The sequence below is a fragment of the Ruegeria sp. G12 genome, from assembly GCF_056533565.1.
In genome coordinates this window covers 422,950-443,910 of sequence record NZ_JBQFOO010000003.1, presented here as the reverse complement: position 1 = coordinate 443,910, position 20,961 = coordinate 422,950, and the positions used below count along the sequence as shown (strand labels likewise).

Genomic DNA, 20,961 nt, shown 5'->3' with positions numbered 1-20,961 from the left:
AACCGGGCTTTTCTGGCGACCCCGGCAGGATTCGAACCTGCAACCTGCCCCTTAGGAGGGGGCTGCTCTATCCAGTTGAGCCACGGGGCCGCGCAAGGCTCTCTGTATCGCGGATTTTTCGGGTTGTCATGGGCTTTGCACAATTGTTGTACTCGCAGCCCTGTTCACGCTACCATCCGGCCAAACAACAACGCAGGTGCCCCCCGTGAACACAGAAACCAAACGCCCCCTAACCCTTCGCGATGTGTCCGAGGCCTCGGGGGTGTCCGAGATGACGGTCAGCCGGGTTCTTCGCAACCGGGGCGATGTGTCCGACGCAACCCGCACCCGGGTTCTGGCGGCGGCGAAAGAGCTTGGATATGTGCCCAACAAGATCGCTGGCGCCTTGGCGTCAAGCCGGGTGAATCTGGTGGCAGTGATCATCCCCTCGCTGTCGAACATGGTCTTCCCCGAGGTGCTGACCGGCGTCAATCAGGTTCTGGAAGACACCGAATTGCAGCCGGTTGTCGGCGTCACCGACTATCTGCCCGAAAAAGAAGAGAAGGTGCTGTACGAGATGCTCTCGTGGCGGCCCTCGGGCGTGATCATCGCCGGGCTGGAACATACAGATGCGGCCCGCGCCATGCTGGATTCGGCGGGGATTCCGGTGGTCGAGATCATGGATACCGATGGCAAGCCGGTGGATGCGATGGTCGGTATATCGCACCGCCGCGCCGGGCGTGAAATGGCGCAGGCGATCCTGAAGGCCGGGTATGAGCATATCGGGTTCATGGGCACCAAAATGCCGCTGGATCATCGGGCACGGAAGCGGTTCGAAGGGTTTACGGAAGTGCTGGGCAAGCACGGGATCGAAATCGAGGACCGCGAGTTTTATTCCGGCGGATCGGCGCTGGCCAAGGGCCGCGAGATGACGCAGACAATGTTGGAACGCTCGCCCGAGCTGGATTTTCTGTATTATTCCAACGACATGATCGGGGCGGGTGGGCTGCTTTATCTGTTGGAGCAGGGTATTAATGTTCCGGGCCAGATCGGGCTGGCCGGGTTCAACAATGTGGAACTTTTGCAGGGCCTGCCGCGCAAGCTGGCAACGATGGACGCCTGCCGATTGGAGATTGGCCGCAAGGCCGCCGAGATCATCACCGAACGGCTGAACGACCCCAATTCCGAGATCGAGACCCGGGTCACTCTGACCCCGAAAATCAGCTTTGGCGATACGCTGAAACGGCGCTGACGGGTGGCGTTGCCGCAGCTTGACAACCGGGCGGCCCGGGCGGTGTTCATGCACCGTCATGCACTTTCTGAACAGCCTGCGGGCGGGGCGAAGGGCGAGGACCTTCTGGATCTGATCCGGCGGCTGGGCTTTGTGCAACTGGACAGCATCAACACCGTGGCGCGCGCCCATGACATGATCCTGTTTTCGCGCAGGCCCTCGTATCGCAGCCAGAACCTCAAACGCCTGTACGAACGCGATCGCGCGCTGTTCGAACACTGGACCCATGACGCAGCGGTCATCCCGATGGAATTCTACCGCCACTGGCATCTGCGGTTTTTACGCGACGCGGACCTGCTGAAAGCGCGGTGGAAGAACTGGCGGCGCGACGGGTACGAGCAGCGGTTCGCAACCGTTTTGCAGCATATTCGCGATCACGGTCCGGTGTCGTCCTCGGACGTGGGCAAGGACGAACAGAAAGGCTCGGGCGGCTGGTGGGACTGGCACCCGTCGAAAACCGCGCTGGAGTTTCTTTGGCGCTCTGGGGCCCTGACGGTCACGGGCCGTGACGGGTTTCAGAAACGCTATGACCTGACCGAGCGGGTGATCGAGACGCATCTGTGCCCCGGCCAGTCCCCCTGCGATGCGGAGGCGACGGTGGACTGGCTGTGCAACGCCGCGCTGGACCGGCTGGGCTTTGCCACCTCGGGCGAGTTGTCGGCGTTCTGGGACACGGTCAGCCCGGCGGAGGCAAAAGCGTGGTGCGCGCGAGCTTTGGATACAGGCGATTTGGAAGAAATCGAAGTCACTTGCGCCGATGGCCGCGCGCGCAAGGTCATGGCCCGCCCGGGTCTGGCGAATGAGGCGCAGACACTGCCGCCCGCGCCCGGGCGTATCCGGGTGCTCAGCCCGTTTGACCCGATGCTGCGCGACCGCAAGCGGGCCGAACGGCTGTTCGGGTTCCACTACCGGATCGAGGTTTTTGTTCCGGAACCCAAGCGGACCTATGGCTATTACGTCTTTCCCCTGCTGGAAGGTGACAAGCTGATCGGGCGCATCGACATGAAAGCCCATCGCGACAGTGGCGCATTGCGGGTTCGGGCGCTGTGGCGGGAACGCACGGTGCGCTGGTCCGAGGCGCGTAGTCGCCGCTTGCAGGCCGAGCTGGATCGGGTGCGTCGCTTTGCTGGTCTGTATCAGGTGGAGTTCGCCAAGGACTGGCTGAAAGACCCTAAATAGGGTCTATTCCGGATCCGACAGCGTCAGCCGGATCGGGTTCAGCCCGTCAATTCCGCCTTCGATGACATCGCCCGGACCAACTGGCCCAACTCCTGAGGGCGTTCCCGTCAGGATCAGGTCGCCGGGCCGTAGATGGTAGAAGCCGGACAGGTGGCAGATGATCTCATCGATCTTCCAGATCAGTTCCGACAGGGTCGCATCTTGCCGGACCTCGCCGTTGACGCTTAGGTGGATGCGTCTGCGATCTTCGGGCGACCAGTCCGTTGCGCGGGTCAAAGGGGCGAAAACCGCGCCGTTCTCGACATCCTTGCCCAAATCCCAAGGGCGCTGTTTGTTGCGCTCGCGGATCTGCAGGTCGCGGCGTGTCATGTCCAGCGCGCAGCCATAGGCATAGACCGCGTCCCAGGCCTGATCAGGGGTTGCGCGAAACACCGGCTGTCCAAGGGCGACGGCCAGTTCCATCTCGTAATGGTAATTCTCGGTACCCGGCGGGTAGGGCACAGTGGCCCCGGACAGGATCGCATTCGGGGCGGATTTGGTGAAGTAAAACGGGGCCTCGCGATCGACCTCATGGCCCATTTCGGCGGCATGGGCGGCATAATTGCGCCCAACGCAGAAGATCCGGCCCACCGGATACCCCGCCTGCGCGCCTGCAACCGGAATAAGGACGGGCTCGGCAAGTGTGAAAAGACTGTCCTGCATCGCGTTCCCCCTGTTGACCAGGTGCATCTTAGTGAACGCAGCGCTGCCCACAAGCCGGACCTCCACGCCAGTTTCTGCCCATGGCTGCGCCGTGTTTCGGCGCGAAGTCGCTGAATTTCCTTTGGGCTGGCATGGCCCGTTTTCTGCCGTGCCCGGACCCGCATAAAAACGGTCAGCAGGCGAAGGTCAGGACCGAACCACTCGCAAATATTGCATCGGATCGCCTTGGCTTAATCGCAGGTTGCACTATGTCCTGCGATACGTGAACAGACAGGCCCGCCGCGCAACGCGGTGAATTGGGCCCAAAACACCCCCTCGGCGCTGCAGAATGCCCGAAGAGAACATCAAGACCAAATAGACCCAAACCCGGCCTTTTCACGCACAAACCAGTTGGGAAACGGGTCGCACAAGTTCGGAGAGCGCAGGCGGGAGGGTCCATCCCCCTTGAACCCTTCCAGCCCTGAGACCGAACCCAATTTCGGGTTCCGCGATGCTCCGAAGCGCGGGTCGGACCGTCTGACAAGACGAGGCGCAACCGGCCCCGGGCCAGGCACCTAATCCAGTCTTCAGTCTGGCCATCCCGCCGGGGGTTCCCCCCGAACGCTCCGGCGGGACCCTGCGCAAAAGGCGGTCATGCAACTGGGGTTAACTCTCGTTCTCGCTCAGCTCATTCAGAAGGTCCAAAAGAAGTTCATGCTTCTTGGACCCCAAACGGGTCTTGATCCGCTCCGCCTGCGCGACGCTGACGGCCAGATTGTCATGGATGATCTGCACGCCTTGCTGGTTGATTTCCACGATCTGCCGCCGCCGGTCCGCCGGGTGCAATTTGCGCGCGATCAACCCCTTATGTTCCAGCTTCTGCAAAATGCGCGTCAGGCTTGGCAACAGCAGGCAAGCGCGTTGGGCGATATGGGTGGGTTCCTGGGGGCCTTCTTCGTTCAACACACGCAAAACACGCCACTGCTGCTCGGTCACACCGGCGTCCGCAAGCAGCGCACGTATGGGTCCCATAACCTTTTCCCGCGCCCTTAACAGCGCAATGGGTAAAGATCGCGACGTCAGGGGAAGGTCCTTAGACATGAGGAATTTTCGCTCAAAACAAGGTTTTGTGCAAGCAAACGCACGGATAGTTTATCGGTGACGCCGGTTTGTTACATGTTGGAAACCGGACTTGCAGAGGTGTCGGAACAATCGGAATTGACCTTGCCAGCGGTTTACCTATCACTGGTGGCCGCAGAACCCGATATCGTCCGCCCGCAGATGCATCAGTACAGGAGACCACCGATGGCCGCCCCGACAAACACGTTCAAACAGGCTCTGAAACAGGGCAAACGGCAGATCGGCTGCTGGATGAGTTTTGCCGAGGCGGTCACGGCCGAGGTCATGGGCACCGCAGGGTTCGACTGGCTGGTGATCGATGGCGAACACGCGCCGAACGACATCCGCTCGATCCGGGATCAGTTGATGGCGCTGGCGAACAGCCCGTCTCATCCGGTGGTGCGGGTTCCGGTGGGTGAGACCTGGCTGATCAAGATGGTGCTGGACGCCGGGGCGCAGACCATCCTGGTGCCCATGGTCGAAACTGCAGAACAGGCGCGCGAGCTTGTTCGCGCTTGCCGCTACCCGCCCGAGGGCGTGCGCGGGGTTGGCGCGGCTGCATCGCGGGCCACCACATACGGAACCGTGGGCGAGTATATCCAGACTGCGGATCAGGAAATCTGCCTGTTGGTTCAGGTCGAAAACCGCGCCGGGATCGCTGCGCTGGACGATATTCTGGCTGTCGAAGGCGTTGATGGCGTCTTTATCGGACCTGCGGACCTGTCCACCGATATGGGCTATCAAGGCAACAGCGCCGCACCAGAGGTGCGCCGCGTGATCGCCGACGCGCTGGCCCGGATCCGCGCGGCGGGCAAGGCGCCGGGCATTCTGGGCACAAGTGACGAAGCGATTCAGGCCTATCTGGACATGGACGCGCAGTTTATGGCGGTCGGCATTGATGTGATGGTGCTGGTCAATGCAGCGCGCGCGCTGTCGACCAAGTGGAAAGGGGCATAACTCCTCAGCCCCGCATGGCGGCCGCCGCCTGCGCGTAACCGCCCGAGGCCCCATCGACGAAATGCACATGGTCGTCGCGCGTGGCCGACGGGACGAAGCAGGTCATCATCGCCTCGTCCTGCGCATGCAGGCCATAGCGGATTTTGCCGCGCGTGCGGGCCTGTTCCAGAAGCTGTTCGATCTGGGACTGGGTCGCCGGATCGCAATCCAGCGTCATTTTCAGCCCGTCGTCGAATTTCCGGAAATCGGCGTTGCGACTGACCATACGCCTGTAGTGTTCCGGCTCGAACTGTCCTAGACGTTTGCCGGTTTTAAACAGCAGCGCGATCAGCAGGTTCTGGCCCAGAAGCAGCAGCTTTTGCAGCCACAGGCTGCGCCCTGTGCGCGAGACATGGGCGTCGATGCCAAGGCCCGGTGGCGGCCAGTTCATCGGCGGGCCGTTATCGGGCACCGGATGGCCCGCGCGGTCCAACCCGTCCGAGGCCGACAGAACGGATTGCGCCAGATCGGCAAAGTCGCTTTCGGTTGCGGTTGATGTCGGCTGCACCACGACCGACACGATCCGGCCATGCTGCGCCTTGCTGTTGGACCAGCGGCAGGACAGGCCGGTCAGGTCGGGCAGCGCGCCGGGGGCCGAGGCGGGTACTTCGAACGTGCCCGCTTTCATCTGCGCCTCGGCCCAGGCAAGGCCACCGCCCGAGAACATGGCATAGTCCACGCCGGTCGAGGGCGCATAGCGCGCAACGCGCAAATCCTTGCCCGCCTTGCGAATCTCGGCCACCGGGACCAGTGCCGCGCGTAGGGGCATCGCGAATTCCTCTTCCGCCCAGCGTCGCAAATCCGCAAGCGTTGTGCGGGCGGCATCGGCGGCGCTTGGGGGCACGGCAAAACCCGCCCCGTCGCCGCCGAACACGTAGGGAAACAGTGTGCCGTCCAGTGCGTTAATCATGGCGGAAATCACCGCCGCGCCCACTGTGTTCACGGTCTTATAGCGGCCCTGTGCGATCTGGCCGGTGGAATCGACGATATCGGCCACGCCCAACAGCCAGTCATCCGGCACGGCGGCAAATTCCGCCGGATTTGCCAGCCGGTTAAATTCGGTCAGCAAAGGCAGGTTTTCATAAAACCCGGAATGAATGTCTTTCATTATCTCTCTCAAAAAATCTCTTTGGTAAGACGATAGTTCAAATGTCGCGCTCTGCAACGATCCACACGCGCTTGTGCGTCGCGCCGTGCCGGGTGATATTCGGCTTGCGCCCTTGCCATCGACCGGGTGATCTATCTATTCAGCCCGAACAGCGTGGACTGACTTGGACAACGGAGAGCGCCGTGCCAGAGATCGAGGTGATCGCACCCAACCTGAAACACAGCCTGTCCGGCGTGACCACAACGGTCATCCGTCTGTTGCCGATTCAGAAGACCATGATCGGGATCGTGGCCACCGGCCCTGGCCTGCCCGACGATCTGCCGCATATCCCGCTGATCCGGGTTCCGTTCCTGCCGAACCGAACGCGTCGCGTCTGGCATGCGCGCCGCAATACCGAGATGCTGATGGGGCTGTTTCTGCGCAAGATCCTGCGGCGGAACTTCAAGCTTCTGTTCACCTCGGCCGCGCAGCGGGATCATTCGGGGTTCACGAAATGGCTGATCGCGCAGATGGACGCGCTGATCGCCACGACACCGCAGGCGGCCTCGTTCCTTGAACATCCCTCAACGGTCATCATGCATGGGGTAAACACCGAGCTGTTTCATCCCGCAGAGGACAAACCTGCGCTGCGGCAAAAGCTAGGTCTGCCCGGCGGAACGCTGATCGGCTGTTTTGGCCGCATCCGCCCGCAGAAAGGCGTCGATCTGCTGGTCGAGGCCGCGATCAAGGTGCTGCCCGCGCATCCCGACACCAGCATTATCTTCACCGGCCGTGCGACCTCTGAGTTCGAAGCCTTCCAGCGTGAGCAGGAGCAAAAACTGAAAGAGGCCGGTCTGGCGGATCGGGTGCAGTTCCTTGGAGAGCGCCCGTGGGAGGAAATTGTCGAGACCTACCGCGCGCTCGACCTGTTCGTCGCCCCGGCGCGGCACGAAGGCTTTGGCCTGACCCCGCTCGAGGCGATGGCCTCGGGCGTGCCGGCCATTGCCTGTCACGGGGTCGGGGCTTTCAGTGCGCAGATCAGGGACGGGGAAACCGGGCGCCTGGTCGAAAAAGACAACGCCGCCGCACTGGCCGAAGCGCTGGACAGCACGTTGCAGGACCGCGTCGCGCTGGCCGCTGCAGGGCAGGCCGCCCGCGCCCATGTGGAGCAAAATTTTCGAATCGAAGGCGAGGCGCAGGCCATTGTCGGCGTTTACCGATCCTTGCTGAAACAGCCCTGAACGGTATTGAACCGTGTCAAATCGGTGTGACGGCGCGAAATAAACCGAAACCCCTCTTTTTTCTTTTCTGCAACGCGGCTATGAACGCGCGTCCTTTATTCAGGAGACTAGGAAATGGGCTATCGCGTCGTTGTCGTCGGCGCCACGGGTAACGTGGGCCGCGAAATGCTGAACATTCTGGCGGAACGCCAGTTCCCCGTGGACGAACTTGCCGTGCTGGCAAGCCGCCGTTCGCTGGGCACAGAAGTCAGCTTTGGGGACAAGACACTGACAACCCAGGATCTGGCCACCTTCGATTTCACCGGGTGGGACATGGCGCTGTTTGCCGTGGGCTCGGCCGCGACCAAGGATTACGCGCCTAAGGCGGCAGCGGCTGGTTGTGTGGTGATCGACAACTCGTCGCTCTATCGCTATGACCCGGATATCCCGCTGATCGTGCCCGAGTGCAATCCGCAGGCGATCCACGACTATAAGAACAAGAACATCATCGCCAACCCCAACTGCTCGACCGCGCAGATGGTTGTGGCGCTGAAGCCGCTGCATGACCGGGCGAAAATCAAGCGCGTTGTTGTCTCGACCTATCAGTCGGTGTCCGGTGCGGGCAAAGACGGCATGGATGAGCTTTGGGATCAGACCAAGGCCGTCTACAACCCGATCAACGAGGTTGAGCCGAAGAAGTTCCAAAAGCAGATCGCTTTTAACGTCATTCCGCATATTGACGTGTTCATGGAAGATGGCTCGACCAAGGAGGAGTGGAAGATGGTCGCCGAGACCAAAAAGATCGTCGATCCGTCGATCAAGGTCACGGCCACCTGCGTCCGCGTTCCGGTTTTCGTCGGCCATTCCGAGGCGGTGAATATCGAGTTCGAAGAATTCCTCGACGAAGACGAGGCCCGCGATATCCTACGCGAGAGCCCCGGTATCATGGTGATCGACAAGCGCGAGGCCGGTGGCTATGTGACGCCCGTTGAATGTGTCGGCGATTTCGCCACCTTCATCAGCCGCATCCGTCAGGATTCGACCCTCGAAAACGGTCTGAACCTGTGGTGCGTCAGCGACAACCTGCGCAAGGGTGCCGCGCTGAACGCGGTGCAGATCGCCGAGCTTCTGGGCCGCGAGGTTCTGAAGAAGGGCTGATCGGCCCTGCGCTGAATATTGCGAGGGCCGCTTCGCAAGAAGCGGCCCTTTCTTGTATCTTGCGGGGCTGCACCTAATTTCACATTATGCGCCCCAAACAGGAACAGAGGCAGAGCGTGCGTTACCTGACCGGCAGCGGGCTTGTGCGAACCTCGATTCTGGTTTGCGCAACCCTTTTGATGGGATTGGTGATCCTTGGGTTCACCGGTCACTTCTTTGCGGCCGGAGATTCCATCGCCCTGCTACGGCCCCAGGTCGGGTTGCTGCTGCTTTTGTTCGGCCTGATCCTGCTGGTGGCGCGTGCCTGGGGCTACGCGCTGGCCTCGCTGGTGTTTGCGCTGGTTGCGGTAGGCTCGGTTGCGGCGGGGCTGGTTCCGGCCCCGAAGGAGTGCGAGGACGGGTGCCTGACCCTTTATCAGAAAAACCTGATGTCACAGGCCTGGCCGCGCTATGGGCTGGCCGATGACATCCTGCTGTCAAACGCGGATATCGTGACGCTGCAAGAGGTCTCGCGTCACAATCAGAAATACATGAGCAATGTGTTCGCACATTACCCGAACTCGGCGATGTGTGAATTCCGGCCTGAACAGAACGTGGCGATTCTGACTACGCTGCCGGTTGTCGATGGGTCCGAGTTCTGTGTTCCGGGCGACGGGTTGGTCGGCGCTCAGTTGATCACCCCGAAGGGGGAGGCGGTCTGGATCGTCTCGGTTCACCTGCGCTGGCCCTATCCTTACAACCAGTTTGAACAGAGCAAACGCATCGCCGAACGCATTGAGCAGTTGAAGGGCCCGGTCGTGATCGCCGGGGATTTCAACATGGCGTCCTGGGGGGCCAGCGTGCGCCGCATCGGGCTGGCGGCGGGCAACCACGTCTTTGGCTCGGTCCTGAACACCCATAATCTGGGCAGTTGGATGATGCCGATGCCCATCGACAACCTTCTTCTGCCCAAGGGCACAACTGGCACGACCGAGTTGCGCCCGTTCATGGGCTCGGATCATCTGGGCATCGTGGCGCGTATCAGCCTGCCATAAGGCTCATGTATAGGCCTGGCGTGTCTGATCGGTCAGTTTGCCCGAGGTCAGCGCCGCCAGCGCGACCATGGCAGCCGCCGTGCCCAGCACCAGCGCCAGCCCGCCAAGCTGATAGGTCAGGCCCGACAGGACGGTGCCAACCAGTCGACCCGTTGCGTTGGCCATGTAGTAAAAGCCCACATCCATCGTGACCCGTTCGGATTTGGTGAAGGCAAGGATCAGATAGGAATGCAGCGCGGAATTGACCGCAAAGATCGCGCCGAACACCAGCAGGCCCAGAACCAGCGTGACGGTCAGCCATGTCTCGGGGCCGTTTGAGATCAAAACCGCCAATGTCAGAGCCGCAGGCACGCAAAACAGCGCAGCGGCCCAATTGCGGGCAGCGCGGATCAGGTCGCCCTCGGCCCGGTCCGAGGCGCGCAGGATTTTCGGCGCGCTGGCCTGCACCGCACCATAGAGGATCACCCAGACCGCCATGAAGGTGCCGATCATGAAAAACGCCGCGCGGTTGCCTTCCTCGGTGCCATCCGACAGGACCGCGTAGAAATAGATCGGGATGCCGACCACAAACCACACATCCCGCGCGCCGAACAGGAAGACGCGCGCCGCTGACAGCCAGTTCACGTTGGCGGATTTCGAAAACACCTCGGAGAATTTGGCACCCTTGCGGCCTTTGGGCAGACCGGGCGGCATCAGCAGGAAAACAGCCACTAGAATGATCGCCAGCACAATTGCCATGGCCAGCGTGGCCCAGACAAAACCAAGCGTCGCCAGCAGCCCGGCCCCCAGCAGAAAGCCCAAGCCCTTCACCGCGTTCTTTGACCCGGTCAGCAGGGCAACCCAGCGAAACAGCCCGCCGCCCGTGGTGGGGGCCAACAGTTTCACGGCCGATTTCGAGGACATCTTGGCCAGATCCTTGGCCACTCCGCTGGCCCCCTGCACGATCATTACAAAGACAACCTTGTCCGGAATCGCCCAATTAGGGTCTAGTTGTGTAAGAACCAGCAACGCGCCGACCTGCAGCCCCAGCCCGGCATAAAGGGTTGAAGTCAACCCGAACCGCGCCGCAATCCACCCGGCGGCAAGGTTTGTGCCCATCCCGGCGATCTCATAGAGAACGAACAGATAGGCCAACTGTACCGGCGAGAACCCCATTGTATGAAAGTGCAGCAGCACCAGCATCCGCAGGGCTCCGTCGGTCAGCATGAACGCCCAATAGGCCGCCGTGACCGCGATATAGGCCGAAAGGCCCTCGGGCCGGTCCGTCACAGCGATTGCCCGACCATCATCGCGACATCGACCAGCCGGTGGGCATAGCCCATCTCGTTGTCGTACCACGCGTAAATCTTCACCTGCGTCCCGTTCACCACCATGGTCGACGGTGCATCGACGATCGAGGACCGCGCGTCATTGGTGTAATCGGTCGAGACCAAGGGCCGGGTCTCATAGCCCAGAATGCCCTTCAACTCGCCCTCGGCGGCGGCTTTGAAATAGCTGTTAACCTCATCAGCCTTGGTGTCGCGTTCCACCTCGAACACACAATCGGTCAGCGAGGCGTTCAGCAGCGGCACCCGCACCGCGTGGCCGTTCAACCGGCCCGTGAGTTCCGGGTATATCAACGTGATCGCAGTGGCCGAGCCGGTCGTGGTCGGGATCAACGAATTCAAAGCCGAGCGTGCGCGGCGCAGGTCCTTGGCCGGGCGGTCCACGATGGTTTGCGTATTGGTCACGTCATGGATCGTGGTCATAGAGCCATGGCGGATGCCCAGATTCTCATGGATGACCTTCACCACCGGGGCCAGACAGTTGGTGGTGCAGGAGGCCGCCGTGACGATGTGATGTCTAGCGGGGTCATAGGTGGCTTCATTCACGCCCATGACGATATTGGCGGTGGGGCCATCCTTGACCGGGGCCGACACGACGACCTTTTTCACACCGGCGTCGAAATAGGGGGCCAGCTTGGCCTCGGTCTTGAACACGCCGGTGCAGTCGATCACCACATCCACCCCGTCCAGCGGCAGATTGGACAGGTCCCGCGCGCCGATAAATGGCAGGCGCGTGCCGTCAATCGTCACGCTGTCCGCGTCATGTTCGAACGCGGCATCCCAGCGCCCGTGTACCGTGTCGAACTCCAGCAGATGCGCGTGCATCTCTGGATCGCCCACCGCATCGTTGATCCAGGCGATCTTTGCGCCCTTTTCCAGCAGCGGTTTCAGGGCCAGCTTGCCCATCCGGCCCAGCCCATTGACGGCGTAAGTAGTCATGTCAGGTCCTCATCAGACGTTCTGCCGATGTCATCCACGGCAGTTTGCAGTGCGATCCGGTCGAGGCTTTCGACCGGCAGCGATGTGAACGCCTCGATCCGGCGCTTCAGCGCGCCATAGGCGTTTTGGAACGCGAGGCTTTTTTCAGCATCCGTCCCCGTGGCCTTGACAGGGTCGACCATGCCCCAATGGCCGCTGATCGGCTGGCCCTCCCAGGCGGGGCAGTCCTCATTGGCGGCGCTGTTGCAGACGGTGAAAACGAAATCCAGATCGGGCGCGTCCGGCCCCGAAAACTCGGCAATGTTCTTGGAACGCAGGACCGAGGTATCGTGCCCCTTGTCCTGCAGCACCTGCAGCGCAAAGGGGTTCAATTCAGAAGAGGGTATCGTCCCCGCCGAATACACGTTGAACCGATCCCCCGCGATCTGCCGCAGCAGGGATTCGGCGAAAATCGAGCGGGCAGAGTTGCCCACGCAAATGAACAGCACATTGAACTTCCGGTCCGTCATGATGTCCTTCCCTTGGTCAAAAGGCAGGCAAAGATCAGGACGTCCCCGGCAGCAATCCACGATCAGGAAATCGAGCATCTGCTGCACGTTTTTCATCTCAATCGAATAGAGCAGAGACGTCCCCGACCGCGTCTGGCTGACCAACCCCGATCGCTGCAGCGCGTTCAGATAATTGGACATCGTGCTGGGCTTGATCCCCAGTTCCGATGCCAGTTCTCCGGCCGGAACAGTGTCAGGAAACCGTCGCATTAACATGCGAAACACGGTGATACGCTGCGGATGACCCAGGATGGCGAGTTGGTTGGTGATCTCTTCTATCATATTTCATGAAATACGGAAATATGAATATTGAGTCAATTCGACCCGGACGCCGTTACAAAAAATTCACAAACCAAGGCTCGGGGCTAGAACGCGGAAAGCCCGCGATGCGTATCGTGGCTGAAATGCGCGCATCCGGACTTGCAGGCGCAGGATTGACGGTTTAAACGAGCTTTCGCACCCGGTCAGCGCCAGCTTCGGGTGACAAAACGGTGCCGCTGTAGCTCAGCTGGTAGAGCACGTCATTCGTAATGATGGGGTCGGGGGTTCGAGTCCCTTCAGCGGCACCAGATTTTTTAGTAAATCAATTTATTATTAGGTAGTTAGACTTTATGTTGTCGATTCGATCCACCCTTTTGTCCACCTACTTTGCTTTGCGGAGCTCCCCGCTCTTGGGGGGGCAAATGGGGACAAAACAACAATCCGTACCGTCAAAACCGGCTAAATTTTCGATGCATTAGTTCGCGCTCTAGTCTGCAAACAGCGATACGTAGGGGTCGTACCAAAAAACTCGATTCCTTTTTTGTCCAGTCGTTTCTACGACCAATCCCATTCCAAGGAAGCGGTCAGTAAGGTTGTTGGCTGCTTGAGGTGAAATCTGTAGAAGTTCGGCTACATTGTTAACCATAAAAATAGGCCGACGATAAAGAGATTCCAGGAGTTTGAGGCCATTAGCAGCACCACGACCGAGGTCGTCAATAATCATCTGACGATGAGTTTCACGCATTTGAACAATATCTCGAGCCGTTTCGGTGGCTTCGTTCGCCACTTGAGCAACGCCTTTGAGGAAAAATTTCAACCACCCCTCCCAGTCACCCGCCGTTCGAGTAGCCTGAAGCCTGTCGTAGTATTCGGCTCTGTTTCTTTTCAAGTAGTGCGACAGGTAGAGGACGGGGCGCAGAAGAACCTCTTGCTCGCATAGGGTGAAAGCGATTAACAGCCGCCCCATCCTGCCGTTTCCATCAAGGAACGGATGAAGTGTTTCGAAGTGTGCATGAATAAGTCCGACGCGGATCAAAAGGGGGGTAGAACTTTCTTGGTGAAAGTACGTCTCCAAGTTTCCCAATAACCTAGGAAGCTCTGAAGGTGGCGGCGGAACGAAGGTAGCACTCTTGAGGGTGGCACCTTCTGGACCAATCCAGTTTTGTGTTTTCCTGAACTCACCTGGGGTAGCATGCTGCCCCCTTACTCCTTGCATCAGAAGCGCATGAATTTCGCGTATGAGGCGGAGTGACATTGGGAGTTCGCTGAGCCTCTGTAATCCGTAGTTCATCGCGCCCACGTAGTTAAGAATCTCGTCTGTATCGTTAGGCCTGGTAGGGTCAAATATTTGAGCTTCAACTTCTAGAATGTCCCCCAATGAGGCTTGAGTTCCTTCAATTTGGGACGAAAGCACAGCTTCTTTTCTGACATACATGAAAACAAACAAATCTGGGTTGGGTAGCGACTGAATCGAGCCGTCTAGTCTTCCCAACGCCCTATCTGCACGAGAAAGTAATCCCTGAATCTCGTCGTCGAATTCAACTGGTGGGTCGGGCGGGAGGTCAAAAGGAACAAATGCTGAGTAACCTTCAATTTGTTGTATATTTCGCCCGGACAGTCGCGACATGTTCGACGGTTCTTTCTTCTCAGGATTGTTTTATTCAAGTTTGGATTCACTAGCTGCCAGCAATCACATCTATAATCAAGTGTCACTTGAGTATGGAGAAAATTCCAGAGCCATGTGAATCACAACTAGAATAAGAATGCGTTGCTCTACCCTCTAGCCACCACCAATGGCGGCTCCTTCGGAAACGACCTGATGTCGAACCATTTGAAGCACGTGCCATCTGCGTTGCGCTTGTCGCCCATTAGAAGGTGCGTGCCTGCCGTCCTATGCCGTATCAGCGCCGCCCTGAACGCCCGTAGGTCAATCAGCCACCAGCTATCAATCACCTGCCCATCAGGCCCAGCATGGCCATAGAACATCCAATCCCCGTGGCCGTTCACAATCTTGGATAACTCCGTCTCTGCGCCCGTTGGCAGCTTCGCTCTGATGGTGAACTGGTGCGGGTATCTGGTGGCAAATCCGTACCGCCTGACCCTAGCTGCAATGCGCATGTCTTTAGCGTCCAGCATCAACAGGTCAGTGGCTTGGAAGTGGTCCAGCGGGTCAGGCGCGGTCTGCAGAATATGACCGCCGATGATGCGCTTTATCTCCGGCAGGAACTGATCCGACCAATGCCGGTTGACGGTGTAATAACTCATATCAAATCTCACAAAGAAAAAGGGCGCAGGAAATGCCGCGCCCGGTTCAAAGGGTGGCCCTTGGTGTAGCTGCTGGGCGGACAGTTACCCCGTGGCCTTGAGCGCTGGCTGGATACCGCGCAGTGTGCCCGAGAAGGCAAGAACAAGGTCTTTGTCTCTTTGGCTTAGGGACGCGAAGTCGTCGAAAAACTGTTCTGGCCGTTCTTCGTTCCGTTCGGGGCCGGGCTGGGCCTTGATGCCCGCGCGGATCGAACGCAGCATTTGCCCGTGATAGTCCTCCGCCAAGCTGATGTGGACGTGATCCCCCGTTGCCTCACGCACGAAGGTATCAACCTGTGCAGTCAGTTCCTCGGTATTGGCGGCTACCTTGAGGGCCGTGGCTTCATATACCTTCTGACGCTCACCAAAGAGGAACTCGTTGGCAATCTCCATTGCTGCGTCGCTCAGCTTCTTTTCGCGCCACAGGTCATTCAGTTCGCAGAAGGTATCCCACAGTTCCTTGTGGCGGGAGTTCATGTCCGTCAGGTTGGTTGGAAAGTCTTTCATTGGCTCACTCCCTTTCGTTCGTCAGGCGCTCAGCAGGCGCAACGCGTCTGCGTTCAGTGTGCGGTACTGTTCGTCGTCGTGGGCACCTTCGACGCGCAGGGCGATAACAACCTTGATTGCCAAGTCGCGTCGGCCTTCGATGGGCTGCTCCATTATCTCATCTTCGATTTCCACCAATGCGAGATAGGCGGGATCGACAAACTCGCGTTCATGGTCCCGGTCGGGGCTTTGTTCAGACAGTTGGTTGTATTCGGCGTTTACCGCTTCCCAGCGCGAAAACAGGGCCTCAATCGGTGTCCCGTCCGCAGGTACGCTGTTGCGGTCGCGGTAAGAGGCAAGCACCATCGGTTTCAGGTCGTCCAGAAAGACCCAATCCAATGACATGCCGGTTTCGGAACAGAAGGCCAGCAACTCAGGCGACGGTGCGCCGTCATCGCTCGTCAAAGGCGTTGGTGCCTCACGGCCAATGATACTCGCGAAATATTCAGCGCGCTCTGTTGCGCCGCTGTAGTCGCCTTGCTCACTTCCATCAGCGATGGAAGCCGTTGCCGCCATAGTGACAGGGGCGGATTTGATAAAGGTGCGACGGTCAATCATGATGGCTCCTTTCAGGGTTGGTCTGGCAGGCGGGTAAGCTCTTCGGATAGCTCAATTGCCTTCTTGTTGATGGTGCGGATTAGGGCGGCAGTAGGCCCCCAATCCTCAGGGACGCCTTCCCAAGTCAGGGCATCCAGTGCCTTCGTCAGGCCTTTCAGGGTCAACGCGTCGGTTACGATTTCGTCTCTGGCCTTAGGCACAACTTCTTCGTTCGCGCTGGCGCGTTGTTCTGGCATTGCTATGTCCTCCGGTTGTGGTATTGATAGAAATCATATCATAACGAGCAGTGAGAATGTCAATAGAAATTCTATCAATTAGGCAAATCAAGGCTGCAAGAGCACTATTGGCCTGGTCTCAGGTGGATTTGGCTGAGCGTTCGGGTGTGTCTTACCCCACGATAGCCCGTCTTGAGACAAAAGACGGTCCTGTGGGCGGCAGAAAGGAAACGGCCAAAGCGATCCGCGCCGCCTTCGAAGCCCAAGGCATCCAGTTCCTGGACGAAGGAGACACGGCCAATGGGGTTGGGGTGGTTCTGGTCAAACTAGACGACCGGTGAATGAGAGCCGATAAACAATATCAATCGCTCGACCTTGCGCACACGTTCAGAGCTACCGAGTGAATCGACGGACATCATCGGTTTCCCTCACGCAGAGGATCATATTTTATGATATTTGATATTAATCTCGTTTCGAGCATACTCGACTCCAAGATAAGTATCAGATCAGGTTAGTCGGTATGGATAGCGTTTTTCCCCAAAAACTTCGTATTTTTGTCTTCGATTTCTTTCGTAAGCTCATCGTAACCATAGTGTTTCTTGTGTACTTGAGCGGCAGTGAAGTACTCGCTCAATCACCAAAAAAATCAGAAATCCTGAATTTTCTTGCCACTACAATCGATCAAAGTCGCTTCGCATTGGTTGATTTCGACTATGAAGTATTTGAAGACAAGCCAAGCCAGGGGCGCATAGCTATTTCTGGCACTCTCTCGCGAACTGTTCCAATGTACTCTAAGACATCGGGGGAATTAGCAAGAAATGAATTTCTAAGCCGCGGGTTTAGCCATCAGGATTTTTTGGATGAAATGGGCTACTCGCTCCGCGTTGGTGCTTTTGTAGAATGGGTGTTGATAGGTGAACCTGGTTCTCTGGTTCAATTCGAAGCAGAACTAATATATCGAAAAAAGGTTGATGGGTTTGGTTTCTCTGGCAGAATATCAAACATCCAAGCCTCTGGGACGCCCCAGTTTTTGTTCCCGCCGAATTCATTCATCGCTATGTCTCGTGATTGGCATAACTACATTGACAGGATTGTTGATAGAAGGAGTCAGAGAACTCAAGATGAAATTCGCGCATTGCAACGCAGATACTTGCTGCTTGAATCGACAAAGAACGCCGTCCTTGGAAGTTCGTTTACGGTGTCTTTCGGCAATGCTGCTTCAAATGAACGCTTACTGACATCAAGCTGCGGTGAAGTGGCAGTATCAGATTTCGGTGATATCGATCATCTGACAGGTTTCGGAAATTCAACCAACCTCTTTGGTTATGTAGTTAAATGTCAAACCGAGTTCTTAACTGATAGTCAATTCGGTGGAGTTGTATTTCAAGCCGGTGAAACTGAGCAGCTTTTTTATCGCGTTGAGATAGACGCCCGACCCAATATCCACGGCGGTGAGATTTTGACCGCAACTTTGCGTGTAAGTGAGCCCAATGACCCCCTTCGCACCCTACAGCTTAAACATACGGCCTTCAAACTCGCATGGGATTTAAGTCACTTTGGATTTCCACCAATGCCCCCGGTAAGTGCGTTGTTTGTTTCTGAATATGATAGCCTCAATTCGGCACCATCTGATCCTAACATCAAAAAATCAGGAGAGAACGCAGTTTGCATGGATTATAGTGAGCTCGCAGATGGATGGGTTTGTGCAGAAGCTCCCCCTAAGAACAGCCCTTCATTTTTGCTGGTTGATATGAGCAGAGCAACTGCTATTTGCTGGGCCTTAAACGGGAAAAACTCCGTTTGGAAGAATGGTGAACCATTTGATTTTTCACTCGAAGTCATGAACACCAGCGTCTTCAGGGGGTGGATGAACTTCCAACAATGGGAGGCTCGCGGCTTTCCGTTTCCATCCTACATGCGGATAAGGTCAAATAACGACCAGCCAAGACCTGCGTACTTCAGACGCTGGCCCCAGAATCCTGACGGTAGTTGCTATTAGTCTGCGCTTATAGCCTTTCGTTTAACCCGAACGCGCGCAGTCTCGGCGGTTTCGGATGCAAACTTCTTGTTCTTTCGCCAGCGCCATTAAGCGGCAAGGTGCCTTAGCGCCTTGGGATTGACGCTTGTGGCCGGAAAATTGGGTCAGCGACCCCGCTTCGGTGAGGTATTTTGTTCCCCTCGGAGGGGAAGTGTGCTCGGCGGTCGGGGCCTACAAAAACCGCTAATCCGGCCAATTTCCGCTATTAAGTGGGAATCCCGATTGTGCCGGATCATCCGTAGTTTTGCTCATTTCTGAACGGAAGGCCCGGCAACAACCGCGCGGGCGGCGTAGTGTTCTCAGATTAGTCGTGCGCGGACCAACTTTGAACCAGACAAGGATAATCCCCATCACCGAAACACTCGTTGTAGGACTTTAAGTCGTAAACCAAGCGCGCTGACAAAAATGGTAATTGGCCGGATCGGAAACTTTTCTGTATCAATTTGACATCGAAAAACGAAAAGACAGTACCTGCTACACTTATTATTAACGAGGAAATACAATGTTAAACAATATTGGCCTGATGCCTTTTCTGCTCCTAGGCGTGATCCTGTATGTAATCTATTGGCTACAAGTCAAACCGGCACGGCAAAGAGCCAGAGAAAACTCAACCTCGACAATGTACGAGCTTTCGCCATCGTTTTGGACAGGATGGGGAATACTCTTTTGTGGTGGCGGAGGTGTTCTGAACTACGCAATTAACGACGTACAACTGGCCGGTGAGCTAGTCCTATCCGCAGGTCCACAGGAGGCGTTTTCCCTGCTCTCAACGCTGAGAACTGTCAGTTTTGCGTTAATCGGCGTTGGAATATTGTTGTTCGGTCTAGGTCTGGCAAAATCAATATTTACACCAAAGCCAAACGACTGAATGCGAGACATTAGCGAAGGATTCAAAAATGGGGCCATCTCGGTGGCAGAGTTGTCGGGGACTAATTTTTCAACCGCTACAGACTAGTTACCTGTGCATGCATCAATCCATTGCGAGAAGTGTTCCGCCCCCATCGGCACGTCCTCTGGTTCAGAAACAAAGGGCACCAAAAGCGTGCGCTGCTGCAGAGACCTGGAATTTGGGGTTTGCTGACCGACCTGGTCTCCAAACATCGTAAATGTATTGCCGCCAATTCCTTCAAATTGCTTGAAGTCAAAAGCGATGGTTGCATCCCGTTGCATTGAAATAGCAAAACCGTTAACCCGATAGTCTCGCTGGTAGCTTTGTACCTTCGATAAATCGATGGAATACGCTGTGTATTCTAAAAGGTACGTGCCGTGATAAAATCCTGGCCGAAATCCACCTTCTACAATGTTCACTTTGCAGACGTCTTCTGTGGGGTAAACGTTGGTAGCTCTCGCTTTCAAGTCAGAACCAGTATTTCCAACACCGTCCGTGGATATCCCTCCGGTGATGGGAGAGAATTCGGTGAACTTCAATGCAGCTTCGAAAGGTGTCAGGGACCTGACCGGGGCAGCCGTATTGGAAAAAGCCTTATCAAAACACTCCAGCCGTGCAATGTCACTCTCAATTTCGACGCAGTCTGAACCGGTCGTCTGCGCAGACACAACAAATGGGCTCAGGGAAGCCGAAATGATGACTCCGGAACAAACAACAACAGCCTTAAACACAATCAATCTCCCTCGAACCAAGCAAAACTCTTTCAGGCAGTCGTATGTTATTCGATTTCAGAAACCCCTAAAAGCTAGTTGCTTTCCTGTATTGAGGAAAGGAAATTGTCTATTTCGCTCTACTTTTGACGCCGTTTGCGCGCCGCCATCTTTCGACAGCCTTCCTTGCAATACTTGGCCCCCAAGGCTGAGCATTTCGTCTTCGAGGTAGCTTCAACTTAACCAGAACTTGGACCCCGCTTAATGTTTGCCCGTTATCGTATTGGCCTGTGCGTTAGAAACATCGACCGGACATGGTCAGCGATTTTCTGTCAGCCTGAGCGGGAGTGGAGCGATGGATAGGAACCGGTGCCTTGCGTTATCCGTTGGAGCAATGCTGGCGATAACTTCAAACGGCTACGCCGGGGAGTCGCACGTTGGATGCGGCATTACTGAATTGCTGCACAGCAACACCTCCATAAGGTTCGTCGGGGCCAATCCAGCCGAAGCTGAAGTCGGGGATAGACGCATTCTGCACTGGTTTCTTGAGGACTTGAGCGGGCTTTACGTCGGTTCCTTTGATGTTGTTACAACGGTCCTGGGCGGAACTTCGGAAATGGGTCATTACGTTCGAGTGGACGGGTCAATTAACCTGCCCAATGGAAGCATCTTTGTAGCTACCAGTACGTCTCTTGGCGATGCAACTGACACATTGAGTTCGGGCAATGCACAGGAAGTAATAGATTGGGCAGTGATTGGAGGAACAGGCGAGTTTTCGAATTCGAGCGGTGTGGTTTCAATCGAAGTCCCGGACAAAGGGGCTAATCACCTTGAGAACCGCCCAATGAAATTGATGCTGAACTGCTAGGCAAGAAACCATCGGT

The 20,961-nt window shown here is 57.1% G+C and carries 22 protein-coding genes, 2 tRNA genes and 1 pseudogene; 12 read left to right on the top strand and 13 right to left on the bottom strand.

Annotation, left to right across the window (positions count from 1 at the left end; genetic code table 11):
- Nucleotides 1–13: 13 nt before the first annotated feature.
- Nucleotides 14–90: transfer RNA gene (locus ACR0JN_RS09990), tRNA-Arg, on the bottom strand.
- A 115-nt stretch (nucleotides 91–205) separates the two neighbouring features.
- Between ACR0JN_RS09990 and ACR0JN_RS09985 the strand changes: the two genes are divergently transcribed.
- Together ACR0JN_RS09985 and ACR0JN_RS09980 are read left to right on the top strand one after the other, a co-directional pair.
- Nucleotides 206–1,231 carry a LacI family DNA-binding transcriptional regulator gene (locus ACR0JN_RS09985; RefSeq protein ID WP_480885382.1) on the top strand — a complete coding sequence of 342 codons (1,026 nt, stop codon included), beginning with the start codon at nucleotides 206–208 and terminating at the stop codon, nucleotides 1,229–1,231.
- Between the two features lie 3 nt (nucleotides 1,232–1,234).
- Nucleotides 1,235–2,449 carry a winged helix-turn-helix domain-containing protein gene (locus tag ACR0JN_RS09980; protein ID WP_480885381.1) on the top strand — a complete coding sequence of 405 codons (1,215 nt, stop codon included), beginning with the start codon at nucleotides 1,235–1,237 and terminating at the stop codon, nucleotides 2,447–2,449.
- A gap of 3 nt (nucleotides 2,450–2,452) precedes the next feature.
- On the opposite strand, the gene ACR0JN_RS09975 is transcribed toward ACR0JN_RS09980, so the two are convergent.
- Together ACR0JN_RS09975 and hpaR are read right to left on the bottom strand one after the other, a co-directional pair.
- Nucleotides 2,453–3,151 (bottom strand): fumarylacetoacetate hydrolase family protein, encoded by a 699-nt coding sequence (locus tag ACR0JN_RS09975; protein ID WP_480885380.1) that lies wholly within the window; start codon nucleotides 3,149–3,151, stop codon nucleotides 2,453–2,455.
- 645 nt (nucleotides 3,152–3,796) lie between these two features.
- Nucleotides 3,797–4,231: a homoprotocatechuate degradation operon regulator HpaR gene (gene hpaR, locus ACR0JN_RS09970; RefSeq protein ID WP_480818018.1), complete on the bottom strand. Its 435-nt coding sequence runs from the start codon at nucleotides 4,229–4,231 to the stop codon at nucleotides 3,797–3,799.
- A gap of 204 nt (nucleotides 4,232–4,435) precedes the next feature.
- Here hpaR and ACR0JN_RS09965 point away from each other — a divergent pair, with 204 nt between their 5' ends.
- A complete protein-coding gene (locus ACR0JN_RS09965; protein WP_480885379.1) occupies nucleotides 4,436–5,206 on the top strand; it encodes an HpcH/HpaI aldolase family protein in 771 nt (256 codons plus the stop codon).
- Nucleotides 5,207–5,210: 4 nt separating this feature from the next.
- On the opposite strand, the gene ACR0JN_RS09960 is transcribed toward ACR0JN_RS09965, so the two are convergent.
- Complete coding sequence (locus tag ACR0JN_RS09960) at nucleotides 5,211–6,353, bottom strand: DUF3095 domain-containing protein (RefSeq protein WP_480885378.1); 1,143 nt, start codon at nucleotides 6,351–6,353, stop codon at nucleotides 5,211–5,213.
- A 182-nt stretch (nucleotides 6,354–6,535) separates the two neighbouring features.
- On the opposite strand from ACR0JN_RS09960, the gene ACR0JN_RS09955 reads away from it, so the two are divergent.
- The 3 genes from ACR0JN_RS09955 (at nucleotide 6,536) to ACR0JN_RS09945 (ending at nucleotide 9,744) form a co-directional block, all read left to right on the top strand.
- Entirely contained in the window at nucleotides 6,536–7,573 is a 1,038-nt protein-coding gene (locus tag ACR0JN_RS09955) for a glycosyltransferase family 4 protein (RefSeq protein ID WP_480885377.1), read from the top strand.
- Between the two features lie 114 nt (nucleotides 7,574–7,687).
- On the top strand, nucleotides 7,688–8,710 hold the full coding sequence (locus ACR0JN_RS09950) for an aspartate-semialdehyde dehydrogenase (protein ID WP_480818014.1): 1,023 nt from the start codon (nucleotides 7,688–7,690) through the stop codon (nucleotides 8,708–8,710).
- A gap of 116 nt (nucleotides 8,711–8,826) precedes the next feature.
- A complete protein-coding gene (locus tag ACR0JN_RS09945) occupies nucleotides 8,827–9,744 on the top strand; it encodes an endonuclease/exonuclease/phosphatase family protein (protein ID WP_480885376.1) in 918 nt (305 codons plus the stop codon).
- A 3-nt stretch (nucleotides 9,745–9,747) separates the two neighbouring features.
- On the opposite strand, the gene arsJ is transcribed toward ACR0JN_RS09945, so the two are convergent.
- From arsJ to ACR0JN_RS09930, 3 genes are read right to left on the bottom strand one after another with little or no spacing between them, the layout of a single operon-like run.
- Nucleotides 9,748–11,013: an organoarsenical effux MFS transporter ArsJ gene (gene arsJ / locus ACR0JN_RS09940; RefSeq protein ID WP_480885375.1), complete on the bottom strand. Its 1,266-nt coding sequence runs from the start codon at nucleotides 11,011–11,013 to the stop codon at nucleotides 9,748–9,750.
- Nucleotides 11,010–12,008: an ArsJ-associated glyceraldehyde-3-phosphate dehydrogenase gene (locus ACR0JN_RS09935; RefSeq protein ID WP_480885374.1), complete on the bottom strand. Its 999-nt coding sequence runs from the start codon at nucleotides 12,006–12,008 to the stop codon at nucleotides 11,010–11,012. Before ACR0JN_RS09935 ends, arsJ begins: the two co-directional genes overlap by 4 nt.
- Complete coding sequence (locus ACR0JN_RS09930; RefSeq protein ID WP_480885373.1) at nucleotides 12,005–12,838, bottom strand: arsenate reductase/protein-tyrosine-phosphatase family protein; 834 nt, start codon at nucleotides 12,836–12,838, stop codon at nucleotides 12,005–12,007. The genes ACR0JN_RS09935 and ACR0JN_RS09930 overlap by 4 nt, the downstream gene beginning before the upstream one ends.
- Nucleotides 12,839–13,049: 211 nt before the next feature.
- Between ACR0JN_RS09930 and ACR0JN_RS09925 the strand changes: the two genes are divergently transcribed.
- Nucleotides 13,050–13,125 (top strand) — tRNA-Thr (locus tag ACR0JN_RS09925).
- Between the two features lie 179 nt (nucleotides 13,126–13,304).
- Here ACR0JN_RS09925 and ACR0JN_RS09920 read toward each other — a convergent pair.
- The 5 genes from ACR0JN_RS09920 to ACR0JN_RS09900 all read right to left on the bottom strand — a co-directional run bounded on the left by ACR0JN_RS09920 (nucleotide 13,305) and on the right by ACR0JN_RS09900 (nucleotide 16,461).
- On the bottom strand, nucleotides 13,305–14,444 hold the full coding sequence (locus ACR0JN_RS09920) for a Fic family protein (RefSeq protein ID WP_480885372.1): 1,140 nt from the start codon (nucleotides 14,442–14,444) through the stop codon (nucleotides 13,305–13,307).
- Nucleotides 14,445–14,590: 146 nt separating this feature from the next.
- The gene (locus ACR0JN_RS09915; protein ID WP_480885371.1) at nucleotides 14,591–15,082 is read right to left on the bottom strand and encodes a hypothetical protein; all 492 of its coding nucleotides are present in this window, start codon (nucleotides 15,080–15,082) and stop codon (nucleotides 14,591–14,593) included.
- A gap of 84 nt (nucleotides 15,083–15,166) precedes the next feature.
- Nucleotides 15,167–15,628 (bottom strand): hypothetical protein, encoded by a 462-nt coding sequence (locus tag ACR0JN_RS09910; RefSeq protein WP_480885370.1) that lies wholly within the window; start codon nucleotides 15,626–15,628, stop codon nucleotides 15,167–15,169.
- Nucleotides 15,629–15,649: 21 nt separating this feature from the next.
- Nucleotides 15,650–16,225, bottom strand: coding sequence for a hypothetical protein (locus ACR0JN_RS09905; protein ID WP_480885369.1), 576 nt, complete (start codon nucleotides 16,223–16,225; stop codon nucleotides 15,650–15,652).
- 11 nt (nucleotides 16,226–16,236) lie between these two features.
- Nucleotides 16,237–16,461 (bottom strand): hypothetical protein, encoded by a 225-nt coding sequence (locus ACR0JN_RS09900; RefSeq protein WP_480885368.1) that lies wholly within the window; start codon nucleotides 16,459–16,461, stop codon nucleotides 16,237–16,239.
- Nucleotides 16,462–16,517: 56 nt separating this feature from the next.
- Between ACR0JN_RS09900 and ACR0JN_RS09895 the strand changes: the two are divergent.
- The 4 genes and pseudogenes from ACR0JN_RS09895 to ACR0JN_RS09880 form a co-directional block, all read left to right on the top strand.
- Nucleotides 16,518–16,631: pseudogene (locus ACR0JN_RS09895) on the top strand (helix-turn-helix domain-containing protein); the annotation flags it as partial.
- Nucleotides 16,632–16,652: 21 nt separating this feature from the next.
- Entirely contained in the window at nucleotides 16,653–16,781 is a 129-nt protein-coding gene (locus ACR0JN_RS09890) for a hypothetical protein (protein ID WP_480885504.1), read from the top strand.
- Nucleotides 16,782–16,960: 179 nt separating this feature from the next.
- On the top strand, nucleotides 16,961–18,439 hold the full coding sequence (locus ACR0JN_RS09885; protein ID WP_480885367.1) for a hypothetical protein: 1,479 nt from the start codon (nucleotides 16,961–16,963) through the stop codon (nucleotides 18,437–18,439).
- 541 nt (nucleotides 18,440–18,980) lie between these two features.
- Entirely contained in the window at nucleotides 18,981–19,346 is a 366-nt protein-coding gene (locus ACR0JN_RS09880) for a hypothetical protein (RefSeq protein ID WP_480885366.1), read from the top strand.
- Between the two features lie 83 nt (nucleotides 19,347–19,429).
- On the opposite strand, the gene ACR0JN_RS09875 is transcribed toward ACR0JN_RS09880, so the two are convergent.
- Nucleotides 19,430–20,098: a hypothetical protein gene (locus tag ACR0JN_RS09875; protein WP_480885365.1), complete on the bottom strand. Its 669-nt coding sequence runs from the start codon at nucleotides 20,096–20,098 to the stop codon at nucleotides 19,430–19,432.
- 373 nt (nucleotides 20,099–20,471) lie between these two features.
- Between ACR0JN_RS09875 and ACR0JN_RS09870 the strand changes: the two genes are divergently transcribed.
- On the top strand, nucleotides 20,472–20,945 hold the full coding sequence (locus ACR0JN_RS09870) for a hypothetical protein (RefSeq protein ID WP_480885364.1): 474 nt from the start codon (nucleotides 20,472–20,474) through the stop codon (nucleotides 20,943–20,945).
- The last annotated feature ends 16 nt before the right edge of the window (nucleotides 20,946–20,961 follow it).